The 19,220-nt window shown below is 69.3% G+C and carries 21 protein-coding genes and 2 tRNA genes; 6 read left to right on the plus strand and 17 right to left on the minus strand.

Annotated elements, in window-relative coordinates; all coding sequences use genetic code 11:
- Positions 1-455: 455 nt before the first annotated feature.
- From VNR19_RS10760 to VNR19_RS10770, 3 genes are all read right to left on the minus strand, one after another.
- Positions 456-1,898, minus strand: a complete 1,443-nt coding sequence (locus VNR19_RS10760; RefSeq protein ID WP_325726610.1) for a peptidoglycan DD-metalloendopeptidase family protein — start codon at positions 1,896-1,898, stop codon at positions 456-458.
- 70 nt (positions 1,899-1,968) lie between these two features.
- Positions 1,969-2,041: transfer RNA gene (locus VNR19_RS10765), tRNA-Thr, on the minus strand.
- A gap of 41 nt (positions 2,042-2,082) precedes the next feature.
- Positions 2,083-2,155 (minus strand) — tRNA-Asn (locus tag VNR19_RS10770).
- A 178-nt stretch (positions 2,156-2,333) separates the two neighbouring features.
- Between VNR19_RS10770 and VNR19_RS10775 the strand changes: the two genes are divergently transcribed.
- Positions 2,334-2,726, plus strand: coding sequence for a hypothetical protein (locus VNR19_RS10775; protein ID WP_325726612.1), 393 nt, complete (start codon positions 2,334-2,336; stop codon positions 2,724-2,726).
- A gap of 38 nt (positions 2,727-2,764) precedes the next feature.
- Here the strand turns inward: VNR19_RS10775 and VNR19_RS10780 are convergent, their stop codons facing one another.
- Positions 2,765-3,055, minus strand: a complete 291-nt coding sequence (locus tag VNR19_RS10780; protein ID WP_325726613.1) for a hypothetical protein — start codon at positions 3,053-3,055, stop codon at positions 2,765-2,767.
- A 107-nt stretch (positions 3,056-3,162) separates the two neighbouring features.
- On the opposite strand from VNR19_RS10780, the gene VNR19_RS10785 reads away from it, so the two are divergent.
- Positions 3,163-4,170, plus strand: a complete 1,008-nt coding sequence (locus VNR19_RS10785) for a hypothetical protein (protein ID WP_325726615.1) — start codon at positions 3,163-3,165, stop codon at positions 4,168-4,170.
- 82 nt (positions 4,171-4,252) lie between these two features.
- On the opposite strand, the gene VNR19_RS10790 is transcribed toward VNR19_RS10785, so the two are convergent.
- Genes VNR19_RS10790 through VNR19_RS10825 form a run of 8 tightly spaced genes read right to left on the minus strand, consistent with a single transcriptional unit; the run spans position 4,253 to position 13,555 of the window.
- A complete protein-coding gene (locus VNR19_RS10790) occupies positions 4,253-4,747 on the minus strand; it encodes a hypothetical protein (RefSeq protein WP_325726617.1) in 495 nt (164 codons plus the stop codon).
- Between the two features lie 25 nt (positions 4,748-4,772).
- Positions 4,773-5,804 carry a Fic family protein gene (locus tag VNR19_RS10795; protein ID WP_325726619.1) on the minus strand — a complete coding sequence of 344 codons (1,032 nt, stop codon included), beginning with the start codon at positions 5,802-5,804 and terminating at the stop codon, positions 4,773-4,775.
- Positions 5,801-6,355 (minus strand): type I-E CRISPR-associated protein Cas6/Cse3/CasE, encoded by a 555-nt coding sequence (locus VNR19_RS10800; RefSeq protein WP_325726621.1) that lies wholly within the window; start codon positions 6,353-6,355, stop codon positions 5,801-5,803. Before VNR19_RS10800 ends, VNR19_RS10795 begins: the two co-directional genes overlap by 4 nt.
- Positions 6,352-7,047, minus strand: a complete 696-nt coding sequence (cas5e, locus tag VNR19_RS10805; protein WP_325726623.1) for a type I-E CRISPR-associated protein Cas5/CasD — start codon at positions 7,045-7,047, stop codon at positions 6,352-6,354. Before cas5e ends, VNR19_RS10800 begins: the two co-directional genes overlap by 4 nt.
- A complete protein-coding gene (locus VNR19_RS10810) occupies positions 7,044-8,108 on the minus strand; it encodes a type I-E CRISPR-associated protein Cas7/Cse4/CasC (protein ID WP_325726625.1) in 1,065 nt (354 codons plus the stop codon). The genes cas5e and VNR19_RS10810 overlap by 4 nt, the downstream gene beginning before the upstream one ends.
- Before the next feature lie 41 nt (positions 8,109-8,149).
- Complete coding sequence (locus VNR19_RS10815) at positions 8,150-10,156, minus strand: type I-E CRISPR-associated protein Cse1/CasA (protein WP_325726627.1); 2,007 nt, start codon at positions 10,154-10,156, stop codon at positions 8,150-8,152.
- 30 nt (positions 10,157-10,186) lie between these two features.
- A complete protein-coding gene (gene cas3 / locus VNR19_RS10820; protein ID WP_325726629.1) occupies positions 10,187-12,925 on the minus strand; it encodes a CRISPR-associated helicase Cas3' in 2,739 nt (912 codons plus the stop codon).
- A gap of 30 nt (positions 12,926-12,955) precedes the next feature.
- Positions 12,956-13,555: a tetratricopeptide repeat protein gene (locus tag VNR19_RS10825; RefSeq protein ID WP_325726631.1), complete on the minus strand. Its 600-nt coding sequence runs from the start codon at positions 13,553-13,555 to the stop codon at positions 12,956-12,958.
- An 88-nt stretch (positions 13,556-13,643) separates the two neighbouring features.
- Between VNR19_RS10825 and VNR19_RS10830 the strand changes: the two genes are divergently transcribed.
- The 3 genes from VNR19_RS10830 to VNR19_RS10840 all read left to right on the plus strand — a co-directional run bounded on the left by VNR19_RS10830 (position 13,644) and on the right by VNR19_RS10840 (position 15,704).
- Complete coding sequence (locus VNR19_RS10830; RefSeq protein ID WP_325726633.1) at positions 13,644-14,453, plus strand: thymidylate synthase; 810 nt, start codon at positions 13,644-13,646, stop codon at positions 14,451-14,453.
- Positions 14,453-14,950, plus strand: coding sequence for a dihydrofolate reductase (locus VNR19_RS10835; protein WP_325726634.1), 498 nt, complete (start codon positions 14,453-14,455; stop codon positions 14,948-14,950). The genes VNR19_RS10830 and VNR19_RS10835 overlap by 1 nt, the downstream gene beginning before the upstream one ends.
- A 232-nt stretch (positions 14,951-15,182) precedes the next feature.
- Positions 15,183-15,704, plus strand: a complete 522-nt coding sequence (locus tag VNR19_RS10840; protein ID WP_325726636.1) for a hypothetical protein — start codon at positions 15,183-15,185, stop codon at positions 15,702-15,704.
- A 10-nt stretch (positions 15,705-15,714) separates the two neighbouring features.
- Here VNR19_RS10840 and VNR19_RS10845 read toward each other — a convergent pair whose 3' ends face one another.
- Positions 15,715-16,806: a SprT-like domain-containing protein gene (locus VNR19_RS10845; protein ID WP_325726639.1), complete on the minus strand. Its 1,092-nt coding sequence runs from the start codon at positions 16,804-16,806 to the stop codon at positions 15,715-15,717.
- A gap of 151 nt (positions 16,807-16,957) precedes the next feature.
- On the opposite strand from VNR19_RS10845, the gene VNR19_RS10850 reads away from it, so the two are divergent.
- The gene (locus tag VNR19_RS10850) at positions 16,958-17,443 is read left to right on the plus strand and encodes a DUF1643 domain-containing protein (protein WP_325726641.1); all 486 of its coding nucleotides are present in this window, start codon (positions 16,958-16,960) and stop codon (positions 17,441-17,443) included.
- Position 17,444: 1 nt separating this feature from the next.
- Here the strand turns inward: VNR19_RS10850 and VNR19_RS10855 are convergent, their stop codons facing one another.
- From VNR19_RS10855 to VNR19_RS10870, 4 genes are read right to left on the minus strand one after another with little or no spacing between them, the layout of a single operon-like run.
- Positions 17,445-17,633, minus strand: coding sequence for a hypothetical protein (locus VNR19_RS10855; RefSeq protein ID WP_325726643.1), 189 nt, complete (start codon positions 17,631-17,633; stop codon positions 17,445-17,447).
- A 2-nt stretch (positions 17,634-17,635) separates the two neighbouring features.
- Entirely contained in the window at positions 17,636-17,911 is a 276-nt protein-coding gene (locus VNR19_RS10860; RefSeq protein ID WP_325726645.1) for a hypothetical protein, read from the minus strand.
- Complete coding sequence (locus VNR19_RS10865) at positions 17,908-18,471, minus strand: exonuclease domain-containing protein (RefSeq protein WP_325726647.1); 564 nt, start codon at positions 18,469-18,471, stop codon at positions 17,908-17,910. The genes VNR19_RS10860 and VNR19_RS10865 overlap by 4 nt, the downstream gene beginning before the upstream one ends.
- A 42-nt stretch (positions 18,472-18,513) precedes the next feature.
- The gene (locus VNR19_RS10870; protein WP_325726649.1) at positions 18,514-19,017 is read right to left on the minus strand and encodes a hypothetical protein; all 504 of its coding nucleotides are present in this window, start codon (positions 19,015-19,017) and stop codon (positions 18,514-18,516) included.
- Positions 19,018-19,220 lie beyond the last annotated feature (203 nt).

Here is a 19,220-nt window from a genome sequence, read left to right on the forward strand (position 1 = left end):
TGGGCAGCCCATACCCTGCGGCGAACGACGCCGCCAACCCGCCTGCTGAAGCGTTTTCGCCCTTGACCTGGGGTTCTTCTCGCGGGCTTGGTTTTCTGCCCAGCCGCCGCCAAGTCCGATATTCGCGAAAACCCCAGGTCAGACGGCAAGAATCGTGCTCCAGCCAAGTTTGCCAAGCGCATGTTGCTCTATATAGAGGGAGGAGAGTGTGCTCAGGGCCCTTTTCTTCTTTCTTCTTCTTTTTTCTTCTCACGTGAGACAACTACTACTTGGCAGACTTGGCAACAGCCCTCGATCCCTTGAAAACACTGGGGAAACTCCAGCCAAGGTGACCTTGGCAGAGGTTGGATCAGCTGGGCAGAAACGGCCACACTTTCGAACGCACGTTCGATTCAACGCGTCGAGGGCGTGCTCTCCACGACAGGAGAGCACGCCCTCGATCGGTGGCGGACGGGTCAGAGGAGGCCGCGAGCGCGCAGCCACGGCTCCGGGTTGATGGGTGTTCCGCTCTTGTAGACCTCGAAGTGCAGGTGGCAGCCGAACGAGTTCCCGGTGTTCCCCACCCCCGCGATGAGGTCGCCGGGCTTCACCTGCTGCCCGACGGTCACCTTGATGGTCCCGTTCGCGATGTGCGCGTACCCGGTCGCGAGCCCTCCCCCGTGGTCGATCTTCACGAAGTTCCCGTACCCGCCGTTCCACCCGGCGTAGACGACCTTCCCGGCGGCGACGGCGAGGATGTCCGCGTAGCAGGACGCGTTCACGTCGGAGCCGTAGTGGTAGCCGGACGAGCAGTAGCTCGGCCCGCACTGGGTCGTGCGGGGGCCGAATCCGGAGTTGATCTTCACGGTCCCCCGCACCGGCTTCGACCACGTCTGCACGGGCGCCGGCGGGTTCACGACCGGCGGGGTGGTCGGCGGCGGGGTCGTCTTCGGGGGTGTCGTCGGGGTGGGTGTCGGGGTGTGCGTCGGCGGCGGTGTGGGCGCCGGTGCGGGTGCGGCGCTGCCGCCACCGCCGGTGACGTTCCCGGCCTGCTCGCGTGCCTTCCGTTCCCGCTCCGCGCGGGCCGCCTTCTCCGCGTTGACGCCGGCTTCGTACTCGGAGACGGTCTTCCCGGTGGAGTCGGTGAGCGCCGCGAGCTGCGCTTTCAGCGTCTCGAGCCGTTCCTGATGGCGGGCGAGGGTCGCCTGTGCGGCGTCCGCGGCGCGCTGCGCGCGCTTCATCTTCCGCTCCGCCTGCCGGAACAGCCGGTCCCGCTCCTTCTGCTTCTCCTTCGCCTGGTCGGCGAGGGACTGCGCGGTGTTCTTCGCGGTGAACGCCTCCCCGTACAGGGCCTCGTTCCGCTTCCGGATCATCTCGAGCGCGCTGAGCCGGTTCAGGAGGCTGTCCGCCTCCGCGGCGGATGTGGCGGTCAGCAGCGCGAGCGGGGCGACTGAGCCCTCCCGGTATTGCCGTCCGACGATGCGTCCGATCCGGTCTCCGGCGTCCTGCGCGTCCTCGTCGGCGGCATCCGCCTGGGTTTGGAGCTCGTCGGCGGCGATCGCAGCGTCGAAGAACGCCTGCTGCGCCTCATGGAACTCGTCCCCGGCGTCCCGGGCGGCCTGCTCCGCCTCGGCGACCTTCGCTTCGAGCTGCTCGATGAGCTTCAAGATGCGGGCGACCTCCGCGCTCTTGGCGGCGGTGTTCGCCCTGGCCCGCTGCACGTCCTCCCATGTCGGGTCCGCCTCGGATGCGACTGCGGCCGGTGCGACACCGGCGACGGGCCCGGCGCCGATGAGGACGGCGCTGAGGAGCCCTGCGGTCAGCGCGGTGCGGCGGGTGACGGCGCCGAACAGCTTCTTCTGCTCAGCGGGTGTCGGGCCGCAGCCGCAGTCGGGGTCGTCGGGGCGGGTCGGGAGCACGGGGTACCTCACATCCGGGAACGGCAAGCAGCGTCCACGTCGGACGCTCCCTCTCCCATGCGCGAGCTCGAGCCTCGGGCGAGAGTTGAACTCGCGACCTTCCGATTACAAGTCGGGTGCTCTGCCTGCTGAGCTACCGAGGCGAAGTCGGGGACCTGCGCACCCCAGACGCGCAGGTACCTCGCTCCCCCGCTTGGACTCGAACCAAGAACCTGCCGGTTAACAGCCGGCTGCTCTGCCAATTGAGCTACGGAGGAATGTCACCGCGCGTCGTCGGGCGGCTCACCCCTCTATGCGCGGCGGCCGCGAGATGTGGACGGTGTCGGCGCGTGCGGCTAGGTTGTCGTCGGACACGTACAACGTGCGATGGGGACTCGCTCGGGGGCATCGTTGGCGTGCCCGCGCACTCTCGCTGTTCGACCATTGGGGACCTTCATGACCGACAACTCGACCGCGCCCACGCAGCAGCAGTACCCGCAGCCGCCGTATGCGGCCCCGCAGAGCCCGCCTCCGCACTTCGCGTACCCTGCCGTGCCGGCGTCGTACGGGTTCGGGCCCGTCGACGGGAACCCGGTCGGGGTCATCGCGTTGTTCGCCGCGGTGACGGGACTGGTCTTCGCGACCATCGGCGGGTTCATCACCGGCGGCGGGTTCATCTTCGGGTGGGTGATGCTGACGGTCGGGTTCGTGATGGGCGTCATCGCCGTCTGCCTTCGTGGGCGGCGGAAGTGGCAGGGCATCACCGCAATCGCCGTCTCCGCCGTGGGGACGATGCTCGGCTTCCTCGTGTTCTTCGCGATCCTGTCCGCATCGATCGCGGTGTCGTAAGCGCCTGGTGACAGCGCCCTGGGCGCCGGGGAGCTTCGTCATTCCCAGTCGACGATGTCCACCGGCACCGGTGGCGGCAGCGGCAGCTCCACCTCCGCGAGGCAGCGGATGCAGCCGAGGTACGGCTCCTCGACGTCACGGCCGACCTGCACCCAGTCCATCTCGTCCGAGTCGTACACCTCCTCGACCTCGAGGCGCGCGTAATGGAGGACGGACGCCTTGTGGCCGATGATCCCGCACACGATGATCTCGATGACCTGCAGCAGCGGGCCACGGTCGGACTGGTCCCCGATGAGGAACCGGTCGGCGGCGGGCGGGAATCGGAACACGCTGGACTATGCGCCGCACCGGCCCGGGCGCTTGGGCGACGCTGGTGTGCGAGACCGCGCATTTATGAGCCACAAGCCCGCCCGCACTTCGCGATTCGGAGCACATCATGTCCCCAGCCCCTGCCCTACCAGGCATCCGCTACCTGACGACACGCACAGCGGTCGCCGACTTCTTCGACCTTGTGATGAAGGAGCAGTTGTCGTTCCCCGCGGTCGTCGTCACGAAACCGTCGCATGAGGCCGCGCCGTACATCCCGCTTGACGACCTGTACGAGGCGATCGGCGACATCGCCGACATCTACTTCCTGGACTCCGCCGCCGTGGACATCCGCGAGGTCGTCCCCCGCCGGGCAGGCGCCGCGGACCTGGACGACGTGAATGTGTACGGCGGGGCGACCCGCGTGTTCCCGGCGGGCCGGTGGGACAGCGCCCGACTGTTCATGGCTCGCAGCCCCGAGGAGGGCAAGCAGCGGGTCCGCGCCATCACCGGGCACGTGAAGAGCCTGCTGAACCACCGCGGCTCCCTGTCGTACACGACCAGCACCTCCCAGAACGCGGACGCGGTCCGCCGCGAGTCCGATTCCGTCAAGCTCGTCGCCGCGGAGGCGGAGAACACCGCGCTTCGCGAACGGGTCCGCAAACTGGAAGCCCAGCTGGCCGCAGCGACGAAGTCGAAGCCGGCCTCGAAGCCGAAGACCGGCCCTGTCCCCGTCCACAAGCCCGTCCGCCGCATGTTCGCGGACGCGGACGCGGAGATCCGGTTTCGTGTGATGGCGCTGTGGGCTGAGCAGACCACTCCCGCCGAGAAGCAGGAGAGCCCGCTGCCGAAGTACACCTTCGGGGAGGGCTTCGCCGCGTCCCTCGATGAGCTTTCCGCCCACAACCCGCAGCTGCTGGACAAGGTCGCCAGGTGCGTCCTGCGCATCCTGCTCGGCCAGGACCGTGACGGCCACAAGCTCGACACCACCGGCAAGGTCCGTGAGGACGGTGCGGTCGCGTGGCGGTCGTACGTCGAGCAGAACACCGCGTCCGCCCGTCGCCTGCACTACTGGCGCAAGCCCGGCGGCCAGGTGGAGCTCGGCAAGGTCGTCCTCCACGACGACTATTCGATCTGACGCACACCACGAGCGAACCCCCGCCGGATTCCGGCGGGGGTTCTTGCTCTGCGCAGCCCGTCCTGCGGGCCGCTCCTGACCCCTACCCTGCGGCGACCGCGGTGCCGCCTGCGGCGGTGCGTTCCGCGATCCAGTCGTTCAGCGCGTCGATGGTGCGCGCGCGTCCTCCCTCGCCGCGCTCGGCGAGGTACTCCGCGTTCGTGATGCCGGCGTCCATCGCCCGCTGCCAGTCCTCCTGGCGGGGCCGGGTGCGGGGCTGGGTCGCGGGCCCCTTCGGGTGCACCTCGTGGATGACGGCACGGACGACGGTGCGGGAGATGCCGGTGACGCGGGCGATGACCTTGCTGCCGTGCCCCTCCGCTTTCATGCTGAGGATCCGGTTCTTCTGCTCGTCGGTGACCCGTGCGCCCTTGATCCGTTCGAGGCGTTCCAGCTCCGTGCGTGGCGGTGGCAGTTCGGTGAGCGTGTCGTGCAGGTCCGCGTGGGTTGCCGGGTCGCAGTGGGGGCCGCGTCCGTCCATGCCCAAGCACGCGCACCCCTTCACGATGCAGCAGCCGTAGAACATGACGTGGACCATCTCACTGTGCCCGCAGGCGGTGCATTCAAACACGGATCTCTCGCTTCCACTTGCCCGAGTAGTGGGTCTGCACCCGCCCGGTCGGCGCCAGCCGAAGCCAGGTGAGCACGACCGGCAGGTACGCGTACACCGTGTCCAGGCCGCAGTCGTCGGAGACAGCGACCACCTGCTCGCGGGCGATGAGCTCGCTGAACCCGGCGCTCAGGCGCTTGGAGCCGGCGGGCACCATCCGGCGCCGCGTTCCGACAGGCCGCTCATGCAGGCGCGCGACGACATCGAGCGCCTCCTCGGAGAGTCCGTCGAGGTCAGGCTGGCAGTCGTCGGTCTCCTCGTTGATGTCGAACCCGTGGTCGGCGGCGGCGGCGACCAGCTCCACGAGGGGGCCGGCATCCCCGAGCCGGTAGTCGCGGAGCGCGTCATAGTACGAGGGCCGTTCCATCAGCAGCCACGGACTGACTGGCGCCCCGAGGGCCCCGACGAGCAGCGCCCGTCCGATACGGCCGTTCCCGTCCGCGTACGGGTGGATGGTCTCGAACTGGGCGTGCGCGAGCGCGGCGTTCACGACCGTGGACTGGTGGGATGAGGTGAACTCGGCAAGGTCCACCATCAGCTCCCACACCCGCCGCGGTGCCGGTGCGACATGGTCACCGACCCGCACGAACGTCTCCCGGAACCCGGCGAACGCGGGGGTGTGCTGCCCCTTCATCAGCCGGTCGTGCGCGGCACGGTGGTCGTCGTACCGGGCAACCCCGGCGAGCGCGTCCGTGACGGCATGGAAGTTCGCGGCGACCGCCCGGCCCGCGTCCGTGACGAGAGCGTAGCGCGGCTGCAGGATGGCGAGGGCCGCCTGCGTGACGGAGACGTCGATGCCTTCGATACGGCTGGATGTGACAGCCTCCACGAGGGCCGCGCCGAAGCCCATCCGCTGCGGCGGCACCCGATCGAACGGGTACGTGATGCCGGTCTCCGGGAGCCGGGCGATCGCAGGCGGCAGCGCAGTCGCCAGCGGCCCCACCCTTTCGACAAGGGTCGGTGGGACGGAGATGATCGTGGTCATGCCGCGGCCGCCTGCAGCATCCCACACCCGAACGCCTTCGAGCGTCCGATGCCTTCGCGGGTGAGTCGCGCGAGCTCGGCGGGGTCGGTGACGACGCCGATGCCGGCGACGGTGACCTGCTCAAGGCGGGCGTCGCGGCGACGCGCGAACGATGAGGCGACGAACTGGTAGCTGGTGACCTCGAACGCGGCGCGCACCTTGTCGGCGAACCAGGCGGTGACGTCGCCCACGGGACGGACCTTCCCGCGAACGCGGGTGACAGCGTCCACGGTCGCGACGAACCGGATGTGGGACCCAGCCGGGAAGCTCAGTTCGGCGTCCCGCGCCCACGTCTGCGCGCCGTCAGGCACGTCGGTGGCTTCGATATCGCTGGACACGATGACACCGTCCCGCTCCCACCGCCACAGGATGTTCGCGCCCGCGCGCTTCATCCCTTCGTCGCCGGGCAGGTCGGCGCCGGCGAACAGCGCCATCGTCTGCTTGTGGACGGCGTCGGCGTCGCTGGGGTCGTCGACAAGGTCGATGGGCAGGAACGTGAAGTGGGTGTTCATGCTCGCTTCCATGCTTCGAGGGGGCGGTCGGTGCGCTCCGGGTCTATGCGGGCGACCTGAGTCGTCTCGAACGGCTCGACAAGGTACACCGGGAGCGCGCGGCCTTCAGGTGCGGTCGTCGGGAGGCTCGTGAGCACGGCGATCCCATCGCCTGCGCGAGAACCAAGGTGGAACGGGAACTTGGGCGCGAACGCCTGCCGGCCCAGGTACGGGGTGAACACCGGATGCCGGACGGCATCTCCCAGCTCCGCGATGACGGCATCGTCCCCGGTGAACGCAGCGATGAACTCCGCGTCGGCCAGGTACATGCGGCGGGTGATCATCGGCTGGACGCTGCCTTTGATCTCCCATGGCTGCCCGTTCCCGAGGGGGACGGTGAAGTCAGCCCGCCCCTTCCCACGGCGCGTGCGCAGCCGGGTTGCTCGCTGCCGGACGCCGGCGATGTCCGCCGGCGGCGGGCAGATGGTGTGGAAGTCCTCCTCGACGGTGCCAGGCCGGTCCACACGCACATGCATGACCAGCCCGGTGACCAGCGGTGAGGTCTGCCCGCGAGGCACCCCGAGGGCGGCGTGGAGGACGCCCTCCAGGCCGGTGCGGGTGGGGACCTTCTCCGTGGGTCGGTACCGCTGGGTGGCGTGACCGCCCCACGACTGGCGTGGGGCAGCGAGCCGGAGCAGGAGCGTGGAGGTCATGCCGCCTCGCGCAGGTGGCTGACGACGAAGTCGGCGTACTCGCCGAACGAGCCGACCTCTGACACGGACGGCAGGTGATGTGCGGCGGTGGTGCCGGAGTAGAACGCGGCCCCGAACAGGTCCGGGTCGAACGCGCGGGCGTCCGCGGCCTTGTTCAGCAGCGACTGGATGCTCGGGGCGAGGAACCCGCTCTCATCCGCCGTGACCGGCTGGTGGAAGTCGTACACGACGCGGTGGGACTGCTCCTCCGCGACGATGAGCGCGGGCAGTGTCTGCGCGGCGGTCCCGGAGGAGCGGCCGGCGGGCAGGTCGAGGGTGATGTGCCGGATGAACGAGCGAAGCAGCGGCTCCGCCTCGGCGGAGTCCAGGCTCAGATCCCAGTTGCGGGCGAGCTGTGCGCGGTCGAGGGTGAACGACCGGTAGTAGACGCCGGAGGTCTGCATCGTGAACCCGAGCTGACCGGCGCCGAGGTGCTCGGTCTGCGCGTCGTCGACGGACGCGAACCAGTCCAGCTCGATGACAGCCGCGTGCGTGGTGACCGCGTCGCCGACGGACACCGCGGCGGGGATGTTCAGGCCGGGTGCGGCCGCGAACATGCGCCCGAACGCGGCGATCGCGAGCGAGTCGGTGGAAGACGCCTCCACGGCGGGAGCGTCGTCGTCCTTCGCAAACGTCTGCGCGAGCTGCTCGAGCTCTCCGGCGCTCAGCCACACCAGAGTCTCCTTGTCGCTGGCGGACTCGGACGCGTGCGTGAGGCTCTTCACACGGGTGGCGATAGCGGTGGTGAGCTTCTTCTCCTCCTGCTTCGTCAGCCCACCGCGCAGCTCGGCGACGCGCTCCACGATGAGCGGGACGGCCAGCTTCGTGCGCAGCGACTGCTGCCGCTTCTCGGCGTCACGTTCGAACCCGATGCGGGCGGCCCGTTTGAGGGACTGGGAGGACAGGCGTGCACGGGTGACCCCGCCCTCGGTGACCTGCTTCGGGGCGCCGTTCTCGTCACGGTTGAGGTTGTGCCACGGCAGGGCGGTGATCGTGTGGACGGTCAGGTACGGGTGGTGCATCGGTTCTTCCATCTCGATGCCGGCGTGCGCCGACGGATTGTTCATGCGCGGTTTGCGGTGTGGAACTCGACCAGGTACTTCGAGCGGGTCTTCACGTCGAGGTCGTCCCACTGTGTGAGCAGGTCCACGAACTCGTGCAGGTTCACCGGCCCCGCCGCTGCGCAGCGAGTGACGGCGTTGCCGAGCAGGCGCAGCGCGACCGGCTGCGTGGCGGCGAGCGCGGCGGCGAGCACTTCCCCCTGCCCGGAACCGTCCTGGTCTGCGAGGGACCTCCCGAGCGGGATGTCCGGGGTGTGGTTCAGGCGACTGCCCCGGACGATGTACCCGAGCGCGCCGACCGCGGCCGCACGCTGATGCGGTGGGAGGTGGGCGACACGCTTCGCGACGGACGGAAGCTGGAGCGCCGCCTCGCACGCGGCGGGGGTGGTTGCGCGGGACAGGGCCGCGCGGGTTGCCGCACCACGTGGGGACTGGCGGACGGCGATGGCCCAGTGGACGAGAGCGGCCGTCCCCTCCCCCGGCTGATGTGGGGGTGTGCTCCCGTGCACCCGGGCTGTGAGGTACGCGAGGGCTGAGGCGATCCCGTCGAAGGTGGGGCCGCCTGCGAGGGTGGTGGAGTTCGCGAACGGGGCGATGACCTTCTGGAATGCGGCGATCGCGGCACCGGCGAACCGGGGCTCGACGCCATCGTCGAGGGTGTCGGCGTGCACGAGCTCGTCGAGGAGGGGTTCGGCTTCGACGGAGAACTGCGCGAACAGCTTCTCCGTCAGTGCCGGCGCGGTGTCCTTGCCGAGCGCTTTGACGGCGGCGCCGTAGAAGTACTTCCGGTATGGGGTGAGGGTGTCGTTCGCGAGGGTGATGAGGCGGGTGCGGGCGCGTGGGGACGCGATCGCGGACACCTCCCCGACGCGGGCCAGGTGCGCGATCTCCGGCGCCTGCCTGGCGCCTTCCATGCGGATGGTGAACACGTCCACCCCGGAGGTCTCCACCAGGCCCGGCTCCATCGGTCGGGCGGCGTTGCGGCGGTCGTCGGTCGCGAACCACTCCGCCGCCCACTGCATCGCGGTCGCGGACGGGTGCAGCGGCCGGACGGGCCGGACTTCCCCGGTCTCCTCCCCTGCTTTGAGGAGCGGAACGCGCGGGATGGTCGGGTCGGCACGCCACACATCCTGCTCCACGGCCTTGACAGCGTCCTTGGCCTCGGCGGCGTCCACCGGCAGGCCCTTGATGCGGCGGCCGGCGCCGTTCACCCCGATGCAGGCGCCGGCGTCGTCCCACAGCAGCCGGTACGCGGAGCCGGTCCAGGTGGATGCGGTGAGGGCTCCGGCGCCGGGGCGGCTGTCACCGTCGACGGCCCACAACGGCAGGTTGTCGCCGTGTCGGCCGCTGACGGCGACGTGGTTCTCCATCGTGTTCGCCAGCAGGGTCTCCGCGAGGCTGCGGCCCTTCCAGAACACGCGGAGGCCGTGGTTGTGGAACCCGAGGGTGCCGCGGGGCCGCCATCCGCTGTCGGGATGGTCGGTGTAGAAGCCGACAGCGCGGCCGGGGCTGCCTGCGGAGAAGAACCAGGACACCACGAGCCCCTGAGCGATGCGGGCGACGGTGCCGGTGTCGGGGTGGCCGGCGTCGCCGTCTTTCCCCCACCAGGCTTTCGAGCTGCCGCCGGGCCCGAGAAGCAGCCACTCCGTAGGGTTCGCGTTCTTCTCGTCTTCGACGATGCGGACATCCTGCAGGAACGGGGTCTCCGGGTGGCGGAGGTGCCACCGGTCCCCGACGCTGTCGAGAGCGCGAGCGATGGCGTCCTTGGGGAGGCCGTCGTGAGCCCAGGCGTCGTAGTCGGCGGTCGGGTCCTGCCGTGCGATGAGCGCGACAACCCCGGGCAGGAACCGCATGAGCCCCGCCCAGATGTGCGGTTCGGTGCGGAACTCACGGACCTGGTGCGCGTCCTCGAGCAGCGGCTGCAGCGGCAGCGTCGCGGTGCGCCCGTCGAGGTAGACGACGGGTATCCACGGCACCTCGTGGCGAAGGTCGTGCGCGGTGGTTGTCATGTCGTCGCCTATGCGCCGACGTTCGAGGGTTCAGATTCTCAGGCCGAGCCGCTCGTCGTAGTGGGCGGTCGGGCTGAGCCGGACGGGCACGACGCCGCGCAGCTCGGAGGCGGCGAACGGGGTCTCGTCCCTGTCGAACCGCTTGGTCACGTCGATGAGCGGGACCAGCGGCATCCCGTTCCCGACCTTGTCGAGCGGCACCTGCACGGTCAGGCCCAGCAGGACGGCGACTTCGCGGGGGTGGCGGGTGGCGAGGGCCCGGCGGATGGTGTCGTCGTCCATGGTGCCCCGCCACGCCCACCGGCCGGTCGCGAACTGGTCGACGATGAGGACCGGCAGCTGTGCGTAGTCGGTGAACCGGGTGGCGGTCTCCGTCTGCTCGTCCGGGTGGGTGAGCATCGCCAGCTTCGTGTATGTGAGCGGGCCGACGAACGGGCCGGTGCGGTCGCGGGCGTGGATGGTGACCTCGTGCGCGGCCAGGGCGCGGCGGGCGGCGGCGAGGATCTCGTCGGTGGTGCCGAGGGTGGTGTCGTCGTCTTCGGTGAAGTCGTAGTGGGCGGCGTCCACGAACGCCTGCACCCCGCCGGGGATCGCGAGCGTCCCCCGCATCTTCCGGAGCGCGTGCGCGGTGCGGGACAGCGACCCGTACGCATACGGCAGCGCGAGTGCCTCGCTGGGCCGGTTCGCGTGCTCGTCCGGTTCGCGGAGGGACACGACAGTCAGGCGTGGGCGTTCTGTGGGCCGGGCATGCCAGTGGTCGCCCCACACTCCGCCGGTCACCTTCGAGTGCCGCCACTGGCGGCCGGCCCGCTGAATCAGCGCGGAGGCGGGTGCGAGCTCGCTGATGATGATGTCGAAGTCCAGGTCGAGGGACGCTTCGATGACCTGGGTGCCGACGACGATGCACCCTTCGGTGCGTGCGCCTTTCCCGGCGAGGGTCTCCAGTTCGCGGGACAGCTGCGTGCGGTGCTCCGCGCTCATCCGGGAGTGCATGGCGGTCACGTCGGGGATCCCGGCCAGCAGCAGCTGCTCGGTGATCTGCTGCACGTGGCCGACCCGGTTCATGATGACGGCGATGCGGGCGTTGGGGTGTTCCCGGTGCGCTTCGAGGGCGAGCTCGGTGGTGCGGTTGACGAGAGTGGTCGCCGGCGCTTCCCCGTGCTGGTACGGGAACGTGCGCAGGTCCAGGTCGAGCTCGAACTCGCGGGCGGTTTCGAGCGGGGTGGTGACCGCGGCGCCCTGGTGGATGCTGGTGTGCGCGGGGTACGCCGGGTCGATGTCGATGGGCTGCCCGTTGTACGCGTTCGCGAACCGCTGGATGAGCACGGTCGGCAGCGACGCGCTCAGCATGGTGACACGGGTGTCGGTGAGCCCCCACCAGGCGAGGAGCTCTTCGGCGAGCTGCACCTGGTACTCGTCCATGAGATGCACCTCGTCGAGGATCACGTGCGCGTTCGCGATCGCGAGGAGCCGCACCGGGTTCCATTTCTGCCGCAACGCGCCCAGGAGCACCTGGTCGACGGTGCCGACGGCGACCGGGCTGAGGAGCGGCTTGACGTTCCCGAGCACTTCGGTCGCCCACGCGCTGTACCGGAGCCCTGGTCCGTCGGTGTTCTTCGCGAGGTAGTAGCCGTTCAGGGATCGGTGCGCGTGCATGAGCGCGCCGACGTTCTTCGTCCGCCGGTACATCCACTGGATGCGGGACCACATCTTGTCGGTGGTCGCCCGGGTCGGAAGCCCCCATATGACGGACTCGCCGGTCTCGTTCATGTGGCGGAGCATCGCCGACTCGGTCTTCCCGGAGCCGGTCGTCTCCGCCACGATCCACAGGCCCCGCCCGATGGTGGTCGCTGCCTCCTGCAACGGGTACAGGGGCAGGGTCGTGGACCCCATGATCGCGAGCTTCGGGTTCGCGGGCGCCTTGTAGACCCCGATGGTCTCCGGCAGCAGTTTCCGGTACGCCCGCTCCGCCTTCTTCACGTACGCCTTCCCGGCACCGCGCTTGGCGAAGGCGTCGGCTCCGCCGGCGACTGAGTCGTGGCCGAGAACGAGCCCAAGCGAGTCCGAGGCCACCCAGTCGGCGACGATGACGAACCCGGACAGGAGGATGACCGCCTCCCCCTCACGGGCGTGGAGGGGCTGGTTGATGTCGTCGAGGGTGACCCCGGCCGCTTCCAGCACGAGGTCGATGATCTGCTGGCGCGCCTGCTGCCACGTGCCGTTGTCGAGGAGCGCTTCGAGGGCCGCTTTCGTGTGGGTGCAGTCGCCTGCGACCTCGGGGCGGTATCGGCCGTGGTGGCCGCCGACGACCGCGCCAGCCCACCGGTCGCCGACCTTCTCCTTCGTCTCCTCCGGGAACTGCGAAAGTATCGCCTGGCTGACACTTTCGTGACGTGCGGCGGTCTTCTCGTCTTCACGGACACCGGCGGGCACAGTCATGTCGAGACCGGCGGCTTGCTGCGCCGCCACGGCGGCTTTGAGCACGTCCGGGAGGGGACGGTCGCTGAGCGCCTGACTCTGGAAGACGGGGTTCGCTTTCCCGATGTCGTGCAGCCCGGCGACGGCCGCAGCGATCGCCCGCGCCTTCACGGGGTTCCCGGGCGAAAGGGCGTCCGTCAGGAGGTCCTTGAGACCTGGGCGGAGCCACAGGTCCCACAGGGCGAGCGCAGCGCCGACGGTGTCCAGCAGGTGGCAGCGCAGGTCGTACGCGTGCACCTTGCCGTTCTCGTCACGGTGCGTCTTCCCCCAGAACGGGGCGGTGGTGGTCATGCACCCGCTATGCGTGCGGGCGCGAGACGCCTACCGTCCGCGAACCCGCGTGCGGTACTGGTGCAGCTTCTCGTAGTCCACCGCGTCCACCCTGCCGCGGATCGCTTCGGCCGCTTCGGGAAGCCCGACTTTCGCTGCGATCGTGCTCAACTCTTGCTTCGCGTTTTGCCGCTCCCAGTCGGACAAGTCCCCGAGCGCGCGCAGGAACGCGGTGGTCGCGCGGCGGAGGGCAGGGTCGGGCTCCTCGAAACGGAGCCCCAACGTCTGGAACACGACCGACGCCCAGTGCCCCTGGCTGCGGCCGACCGCCCAGTTCCCCAGTGCGGCATGGAGGTCTCCGTCGTCCAGCAGCGCGATGCCCAGGCACGCTCGCGCGTCTGGGTCGTCTTCGAGGTCGAGAGCTTCCTGCCAGTCGGAGCGGGCGCCCGTCTTGTCACCTAGCCAGTACCTTCGTGCGCCTCGCCGGGCGAGCTGCTGGGCTTCATCCACTCGCAGGCGGGTCTCTCGCGAGGAGTGCGGCCCGTACCTTGAGTAGTAGCCCGTCCCCTGCGCGTGGCCGCGCAGGTTGCCGAGCGTCGCGAGGGCAACGCAGATCGCGAGCGCGATCCCAATCCACACCAGGATGTCCATGCCACCTCCTGCGGCATGACCGTCGCCGCGCACGCCCCTCATCGTAGGTGGCCGGTGCGACGCACCCCGCTCACGCATAGGTGTCGGCATGACCGACGCGATCCCGACACCGTACGAAGACCTGCTCCGCGATGTGCTCGCGCACGGCTCCCATAAGGACGACCGGACAGGGACGGGCACCACGAGCGTGTTCGGTCGGCAGATCCGGTTCGACCTGGCCGAGTCGTTCCCGCTCATCACCACGAAGCGGGTCCACTTCCGGTCCCTCGCGATCGAGCTGCTGTGGTTCCTCCGCGGCGACACGAACGCCCGCTGGCTCCAGGAGCGCGGCGTCACCATCTGGGACGAGTGGGCCGGGCCCGACGGTGAGCTCGGCCCCGTGTACGGCGCGCAGTGGCGCAGTTGGCCGGACTACGACGGCGGCACCGTCGACCAGGTCGCCCGGGTCGTCGACGAGATCAAACGGAACCCGGACTCCCGCCGGCTGATCGTCTCCGCGTGGAACCCCGCGCAGGTGGATGAGATGGCCCTCCCGCCCTGCCACACGATGTTCCAGTTCTACGTCCGCGACGGCAGGCTCTCCTGCCAGCTGTACCAGCGGTCCGCGGACCTGTTCCTCGGCGTCCCGTTCAACATCGCCTCGTACGCGCTGCTGTCCTTGATGGTCGCGCAGCAGACCGACCTCGAGCCGGGCGAGTTCGTGTGGACCGGCGGTGACTGCCACATCTACGACAACCACCTCGAGCAGGTGCAACTGCAACTGGCCCGTGACCCGTACCCGTACCCGAAGCTGCGGTTCGCGCGCCGCCCCAAGTCGCTGTTCGACTACGAGTACGAGGACTTCGAGCTCGTGGACTACCAGCACCACCCGCTCATCCGCGGGGACGTGGCCGTCTGATGCGCCTGTCCGCGATCTGGGCGCAGTCCCCGGACGGGGTCATCGGTGTGGACGGCGAGTTGCCCTGGCACCTGCCGGAAGACCTCGACCACTTCAAGCGCGCGACCGTCGGCTCCGCGGTCATCATGGGTCGTCGCACGTGGGAGTCCATCCCGACACGACTGCGGCCGCTCGCCAGCCGAGTGAACATCGTCGTCACCCGCGACCCCGACTACCAGGCGCCCGGCGCGCTCATCTCCCCGTCCCTCGAGGTGGCGGCACGCTCCGCACAGCTCATCTCCCAGCGGACGTGGGTCATCGGCGGTGCGCAGATGTATGCGGCCGCGATGCCGTTGCTTGACGAGCTGCTGGTCACGGAGGTGGACACGAACGTCGCCGGGGACGCGTTCGCGCCCGTCATCGACGACGCCTTCACGCTCTTTGAGGACGGCCCGTGGTTGCACAGCGTCGCCGGTCTCCGGTACCGAATCCGCGTGTACCGCCGATGTGCGGAATAGCCCACAACGGCTGAATTGGGTCGCCCCCCCCGCACGGGCGACCGCGTATGAGAGGGCCGGACCCGGACAGAAGGACCACCCCCGTCATCGCTCGCTACGATGCTGGCTCCCCCGAGTACACGACTGCCTGCGCACCTACTGCGCCCCACAGCTTCGAGGTCATCACAGCGATCCTGCGGTTCCGCTGGGCTGAGCCCGTCGATACACTGCCCTTCATGAGTGTGGGGGCGGCGTGACGGACTTCCATGAGGCAGTACAGAACCACCTCGCGGAGATGGAAAGAGCTCGCGAAGCTGAGGCTGAGAGAGAGCGCTCGCGTGCTGCCGAGATCACAGCGATTGCGACGATGGTCGACTCTCGGTTCAGGAGCTTGGCCGAGTACGTCGCCAGCCAGCGTGCGCCAGAGCCAATTCTGGTACCCCAACACCGCGAGTCGCGTTGGCACTCCATGCCGAGCACGCAGGAGCGTCAAGATGGCTGGTCATTCCCCGACGAGACGTACGCCCTCCTGCCGGATGGTCGACTGCTCGACAAGTGGACCGGCAAGGCGGAGACAGTGAGAGAGACGCTTCTCGCGAAGTGGTTGCCTTACGGGTACCGGGTCCGCCTCTTCGGCCACGACTACGACATCGGCGGGTCTGACCTCCGGCTCAGGGTGAGCTACGACCTCGGTCATGAGATGGGGTCCTGCTTGGTGGATCTGGACGACGTCATGGTCCAACTTGCTGCCCGATTCGTCAGCGGTCAGCGCTAGAAATCGTCGCTTACCACCCGAAGCGGAGCACCTGCATCGTGAACGTCTTCTCGCCGCGCAGCTTCGCGGCCGCGAACCGGTGGTTCCCGTCCAGGATCGCGATGGTCCCGTCCTCTCGTTCCACTCCGAGCGGGCCGTCCGCACCGTAGAACGACACCTCGTCGTCGAACGTGTCCTCGTGCTCGCGGACGCTGTCGAGGTACCACTGCAGCGCGTCCCGGCGGAGGACTCCCTGCACGCTGCCGGTGACCGCGTCGATGGGCACCGGCGCGGGTGCTTCGAGGTCACGCTTCCCGTCCAGCCACTGCTGGACCTGCGCGGTGATGTACGCGTGCTCACCGGGGGTGACCGCTTCCAGCCCGATGCGGTCCACGTCGATGACGTGGATCTGCTCCTCCTCGTCCCACTCGCCCCACCCGGACACGTCCGGGGTTGCCGGTGGCGTCGGGTCGGTGCTCGGCTCGGTCGCGGCCTCGGGCAGCTGGCCGAGGAACTCGGGCCTGGCACGGAACCGCTGCCCATCCTCGGTCTCCACCAGGTACCGGGTGGTGCCGCGGGAGAGGACGGTCGCCCGCATGCCGCGGAGATAGTGCTGCCCGTCCACGATCACGACCTCGGTGCCCGGTGCGATGTTCGCGCCGCGCCCGTACCGCTTCGCGGCGTCCGCGTCCTCACGGCGCCGGTCCCGCGCATCCCGCATCTCCTGGCCGTTCGCGCCCCGCTCCGGGGTCGCCCCGATGCGTTCGGCGATCGCCTTCCACTCCGGCCCGTGCCCAGCGTCCGGTCCGGCGAGCGCGTGCGCGATCTCGTGCAGGATCGTGTCCTGCGCCTGCTCGTCGGTGCCGACGGCGAGGAATTGCCGGGACAGGCTGATGGTCTGCCGCTGGTGATAGCAGACGCCGAGGCGCCGCTGGGCGTTGTCGACACGGACCTTCCAGTGGCCGAGGCCGTGCTCGGCGAGGAGGGTGCGGGCGAGCTCGACGGCCGTTTCCGTCTTCGACCGTGCGCCGAGGGTCACCTCCGGGGCGGTGTGCTCCTGGTTCCCGAACTGACCGTTGCGCCGGCGCGCGTTCTCGCGGGCGGTGTCCGTCGCTGCGCTCATGCACATCATGTGCGCGGCCACGGCTGGTGCCCGGCAACACCACAAATCAGCCGATCTGTGGCGGCTCCCCTGCACGCGAAAGTCGTCAAGGAGGACGGCCCCCACAGGCACGGATTCGCCTGTACTGTCGGCGAATCAGAAAGGATCCGGCATGACCGACACGACCGTCATCTCCACCGCCGACATGCGCGGCGACCACCGGTACACCCTCACCCGCATCTGGGACCCGGACCGGGAGCCGGTCGTGTTCATCCTGCTGAACCCCAGCACCGCGGACGAGGTCAAGAACGACCCGACCATCCGCCGATGCATCCGATACGCGAAGGACTGGGGGTACGGCGGCCTGGTCGTGGTGAACCTGTACGCGTACCGGACGAAAGACCCGAAGGTGATGTTCGCCGCACCTGACCCTGTCGGCCCGGACAACGACCGCGCGATCGTTGAAGCGACCACCGGCCGCACCGTCGTCTGCGCGTGGGGGACGAACGCGAAGCCGGGTCGCGTGCGGGACGTGCTCGCCCTGATCCCGCCTGGCACCCGCACGCTCGCCCTGCAGCTGACCAAGGGCGGGCATCCGCAGCATCCGCTGTTCGTGCGCGGGGATGTGACCCCGCTCCCCTGGCCGCCTGCGGTCTGAGTCAGCTCCCGGCGATCGCGTGTGTCACCACGCCGGCGAGGAGCGACACGGCGACAGCGGCGAGCACCGCGACCGTCCACCCGACCTTGCTGGCGCGCAGCTTCTCCGCGGCGAGCGCGGCGACGGGGACGGTGACGAGGAGAGTGACCCCGGTGGCGATCGCGGCCGCGTCTCCCAGCAGGACGTCCACGATCAGGCTCCGCTGACCTGCGCCCACCGTTCGATGGGCTCGAGGAGCGCGAGGAACCCGACCTCCTCGTCGTCGACGGGGAGGATGCGGTCGGTGAGCTTGGGCTGACGGAACGGGAAGATGCTGCGCAGCAGCAGCTCGTTCGCGGCGTGCTCCGCGTAATCGGGGTCGATGACGTACCCGTCTGCGAGCGCCTGGTTGCAGCGTTCCCGGGTGAGGGCCTGGTTGCGGAGGTACCGGATTCGGACCTCGGACTGCTGGCCGGTGGCGTAGGTCATCGGAGCTTTCCCTTCTCGAACGCCTCCACCCCGCCGGGCATCCGCAGCAGCGCGAGCGCGAGATTCGCGCCGACGAGCGCGTCATCTCCGGCGTCGTGGTGGGCGAGCTGGACGATGCCGAAGTGCGCGGCCATCGTGTCGAGCTTGTGGTTCTCGACGGCACCGGACGCCTTGGGGATGAGGCGGCGGGCCATCGCGAGGGTGCAGCGGTAGTCGAAGCTGTTCGCGTAGAAGCCGTGCGTCTCGCTGGTCTGGGTGATGACGGACCGTTCGAACGCGGCGTTGTGCGCGACAAGCGGCAGGTCGCCGACGTACCGGGCGATCCGCTCGTGGATCTCGGGCCACTCCGGGGCGCCGTGGATGTCCTGCGGGGTGAGCCCGTGCACCCGCTGGATGTTCGGGTCGAACTCCCGCCGTCCCAGCGGAGGCATGATCGCGGTCACCTGCGGCTTGCGGGGCACCCCGTTCACGACGCGGACGACACCCACCTGAATGGGTGAGCTGCGCTGCGTGTTCGCCGTCTCGAAGTCGATGGCGACGAAGTCGGGGATGGATGTCATGTGCCGCCTATGCGCCGGCGTGCCTGTTCGGCAGCGCGGCCGTCAGGGTGTGGACGCGGGGACCGGCACCGCGCGAGCCTGCTTACGCGCCCGGCCCTTCAGGTTCGGGCTGGTGAGGTTCGCGAGCCGACGCTGCTTCTCCTCCAGGCGTGCCTGCTCCTGACGGACACGCCGTTCGGCGAGGAGGATGTCGGCTTCCAGGCTCCGGCGGAGGCGCTTGTACGCGTCCTCCCGGTACGCGTTGATCTGCTCACGTGCCCACCGGGCCGCATCACGGTCCGGGCGAGTGAGCAGTTCGACAGGCAGCAGGAAGTCCTGAACGTGCCCGAATCGCCGTTCGAACCGGACGCGCACGAACCCGGCCTCGACGTGCACGTCGCTGCGGCGACCTCGCAGCAACGCCTCGAACGCGGCCGGCAGGAACTCCGGTCGCGTCTTCGCGGCCACGTTCGACACCACCTGCAGCGCAGCGTTGATGCGGCGGTGCAGTTCGGTGCTCGCTTCGACCATCTGGTCGATCGTCAGCGTCAGGGTGATGGCGGTCATGGCTCCTCGTCTCCTCCGTCCGGCGGGTATGTCCCCCATGCGCGGTCACGGGAACTCGCGCTGACCGCGCATGTGGGAGGGCATGAGGTCAGGGTTGTTCGCGGAACCTCTGTCGTTCGTACGCGGAACCCTGATCCTCTGTGGTGTCGCGGGTAATCCTCTGGGCCGCGCATGTAGGTGTTGATGACTGTTCGTGTTGCTTC

This window comes from Microbacterium sp. (assembly GCF_035556355.1).
In the GTDB taxonomy this organism is placed as follows: Bacteria; Actinomycetota; Actinomycetes; order Actinomycetales; family Microbacteriaceae; genus Microbacterium.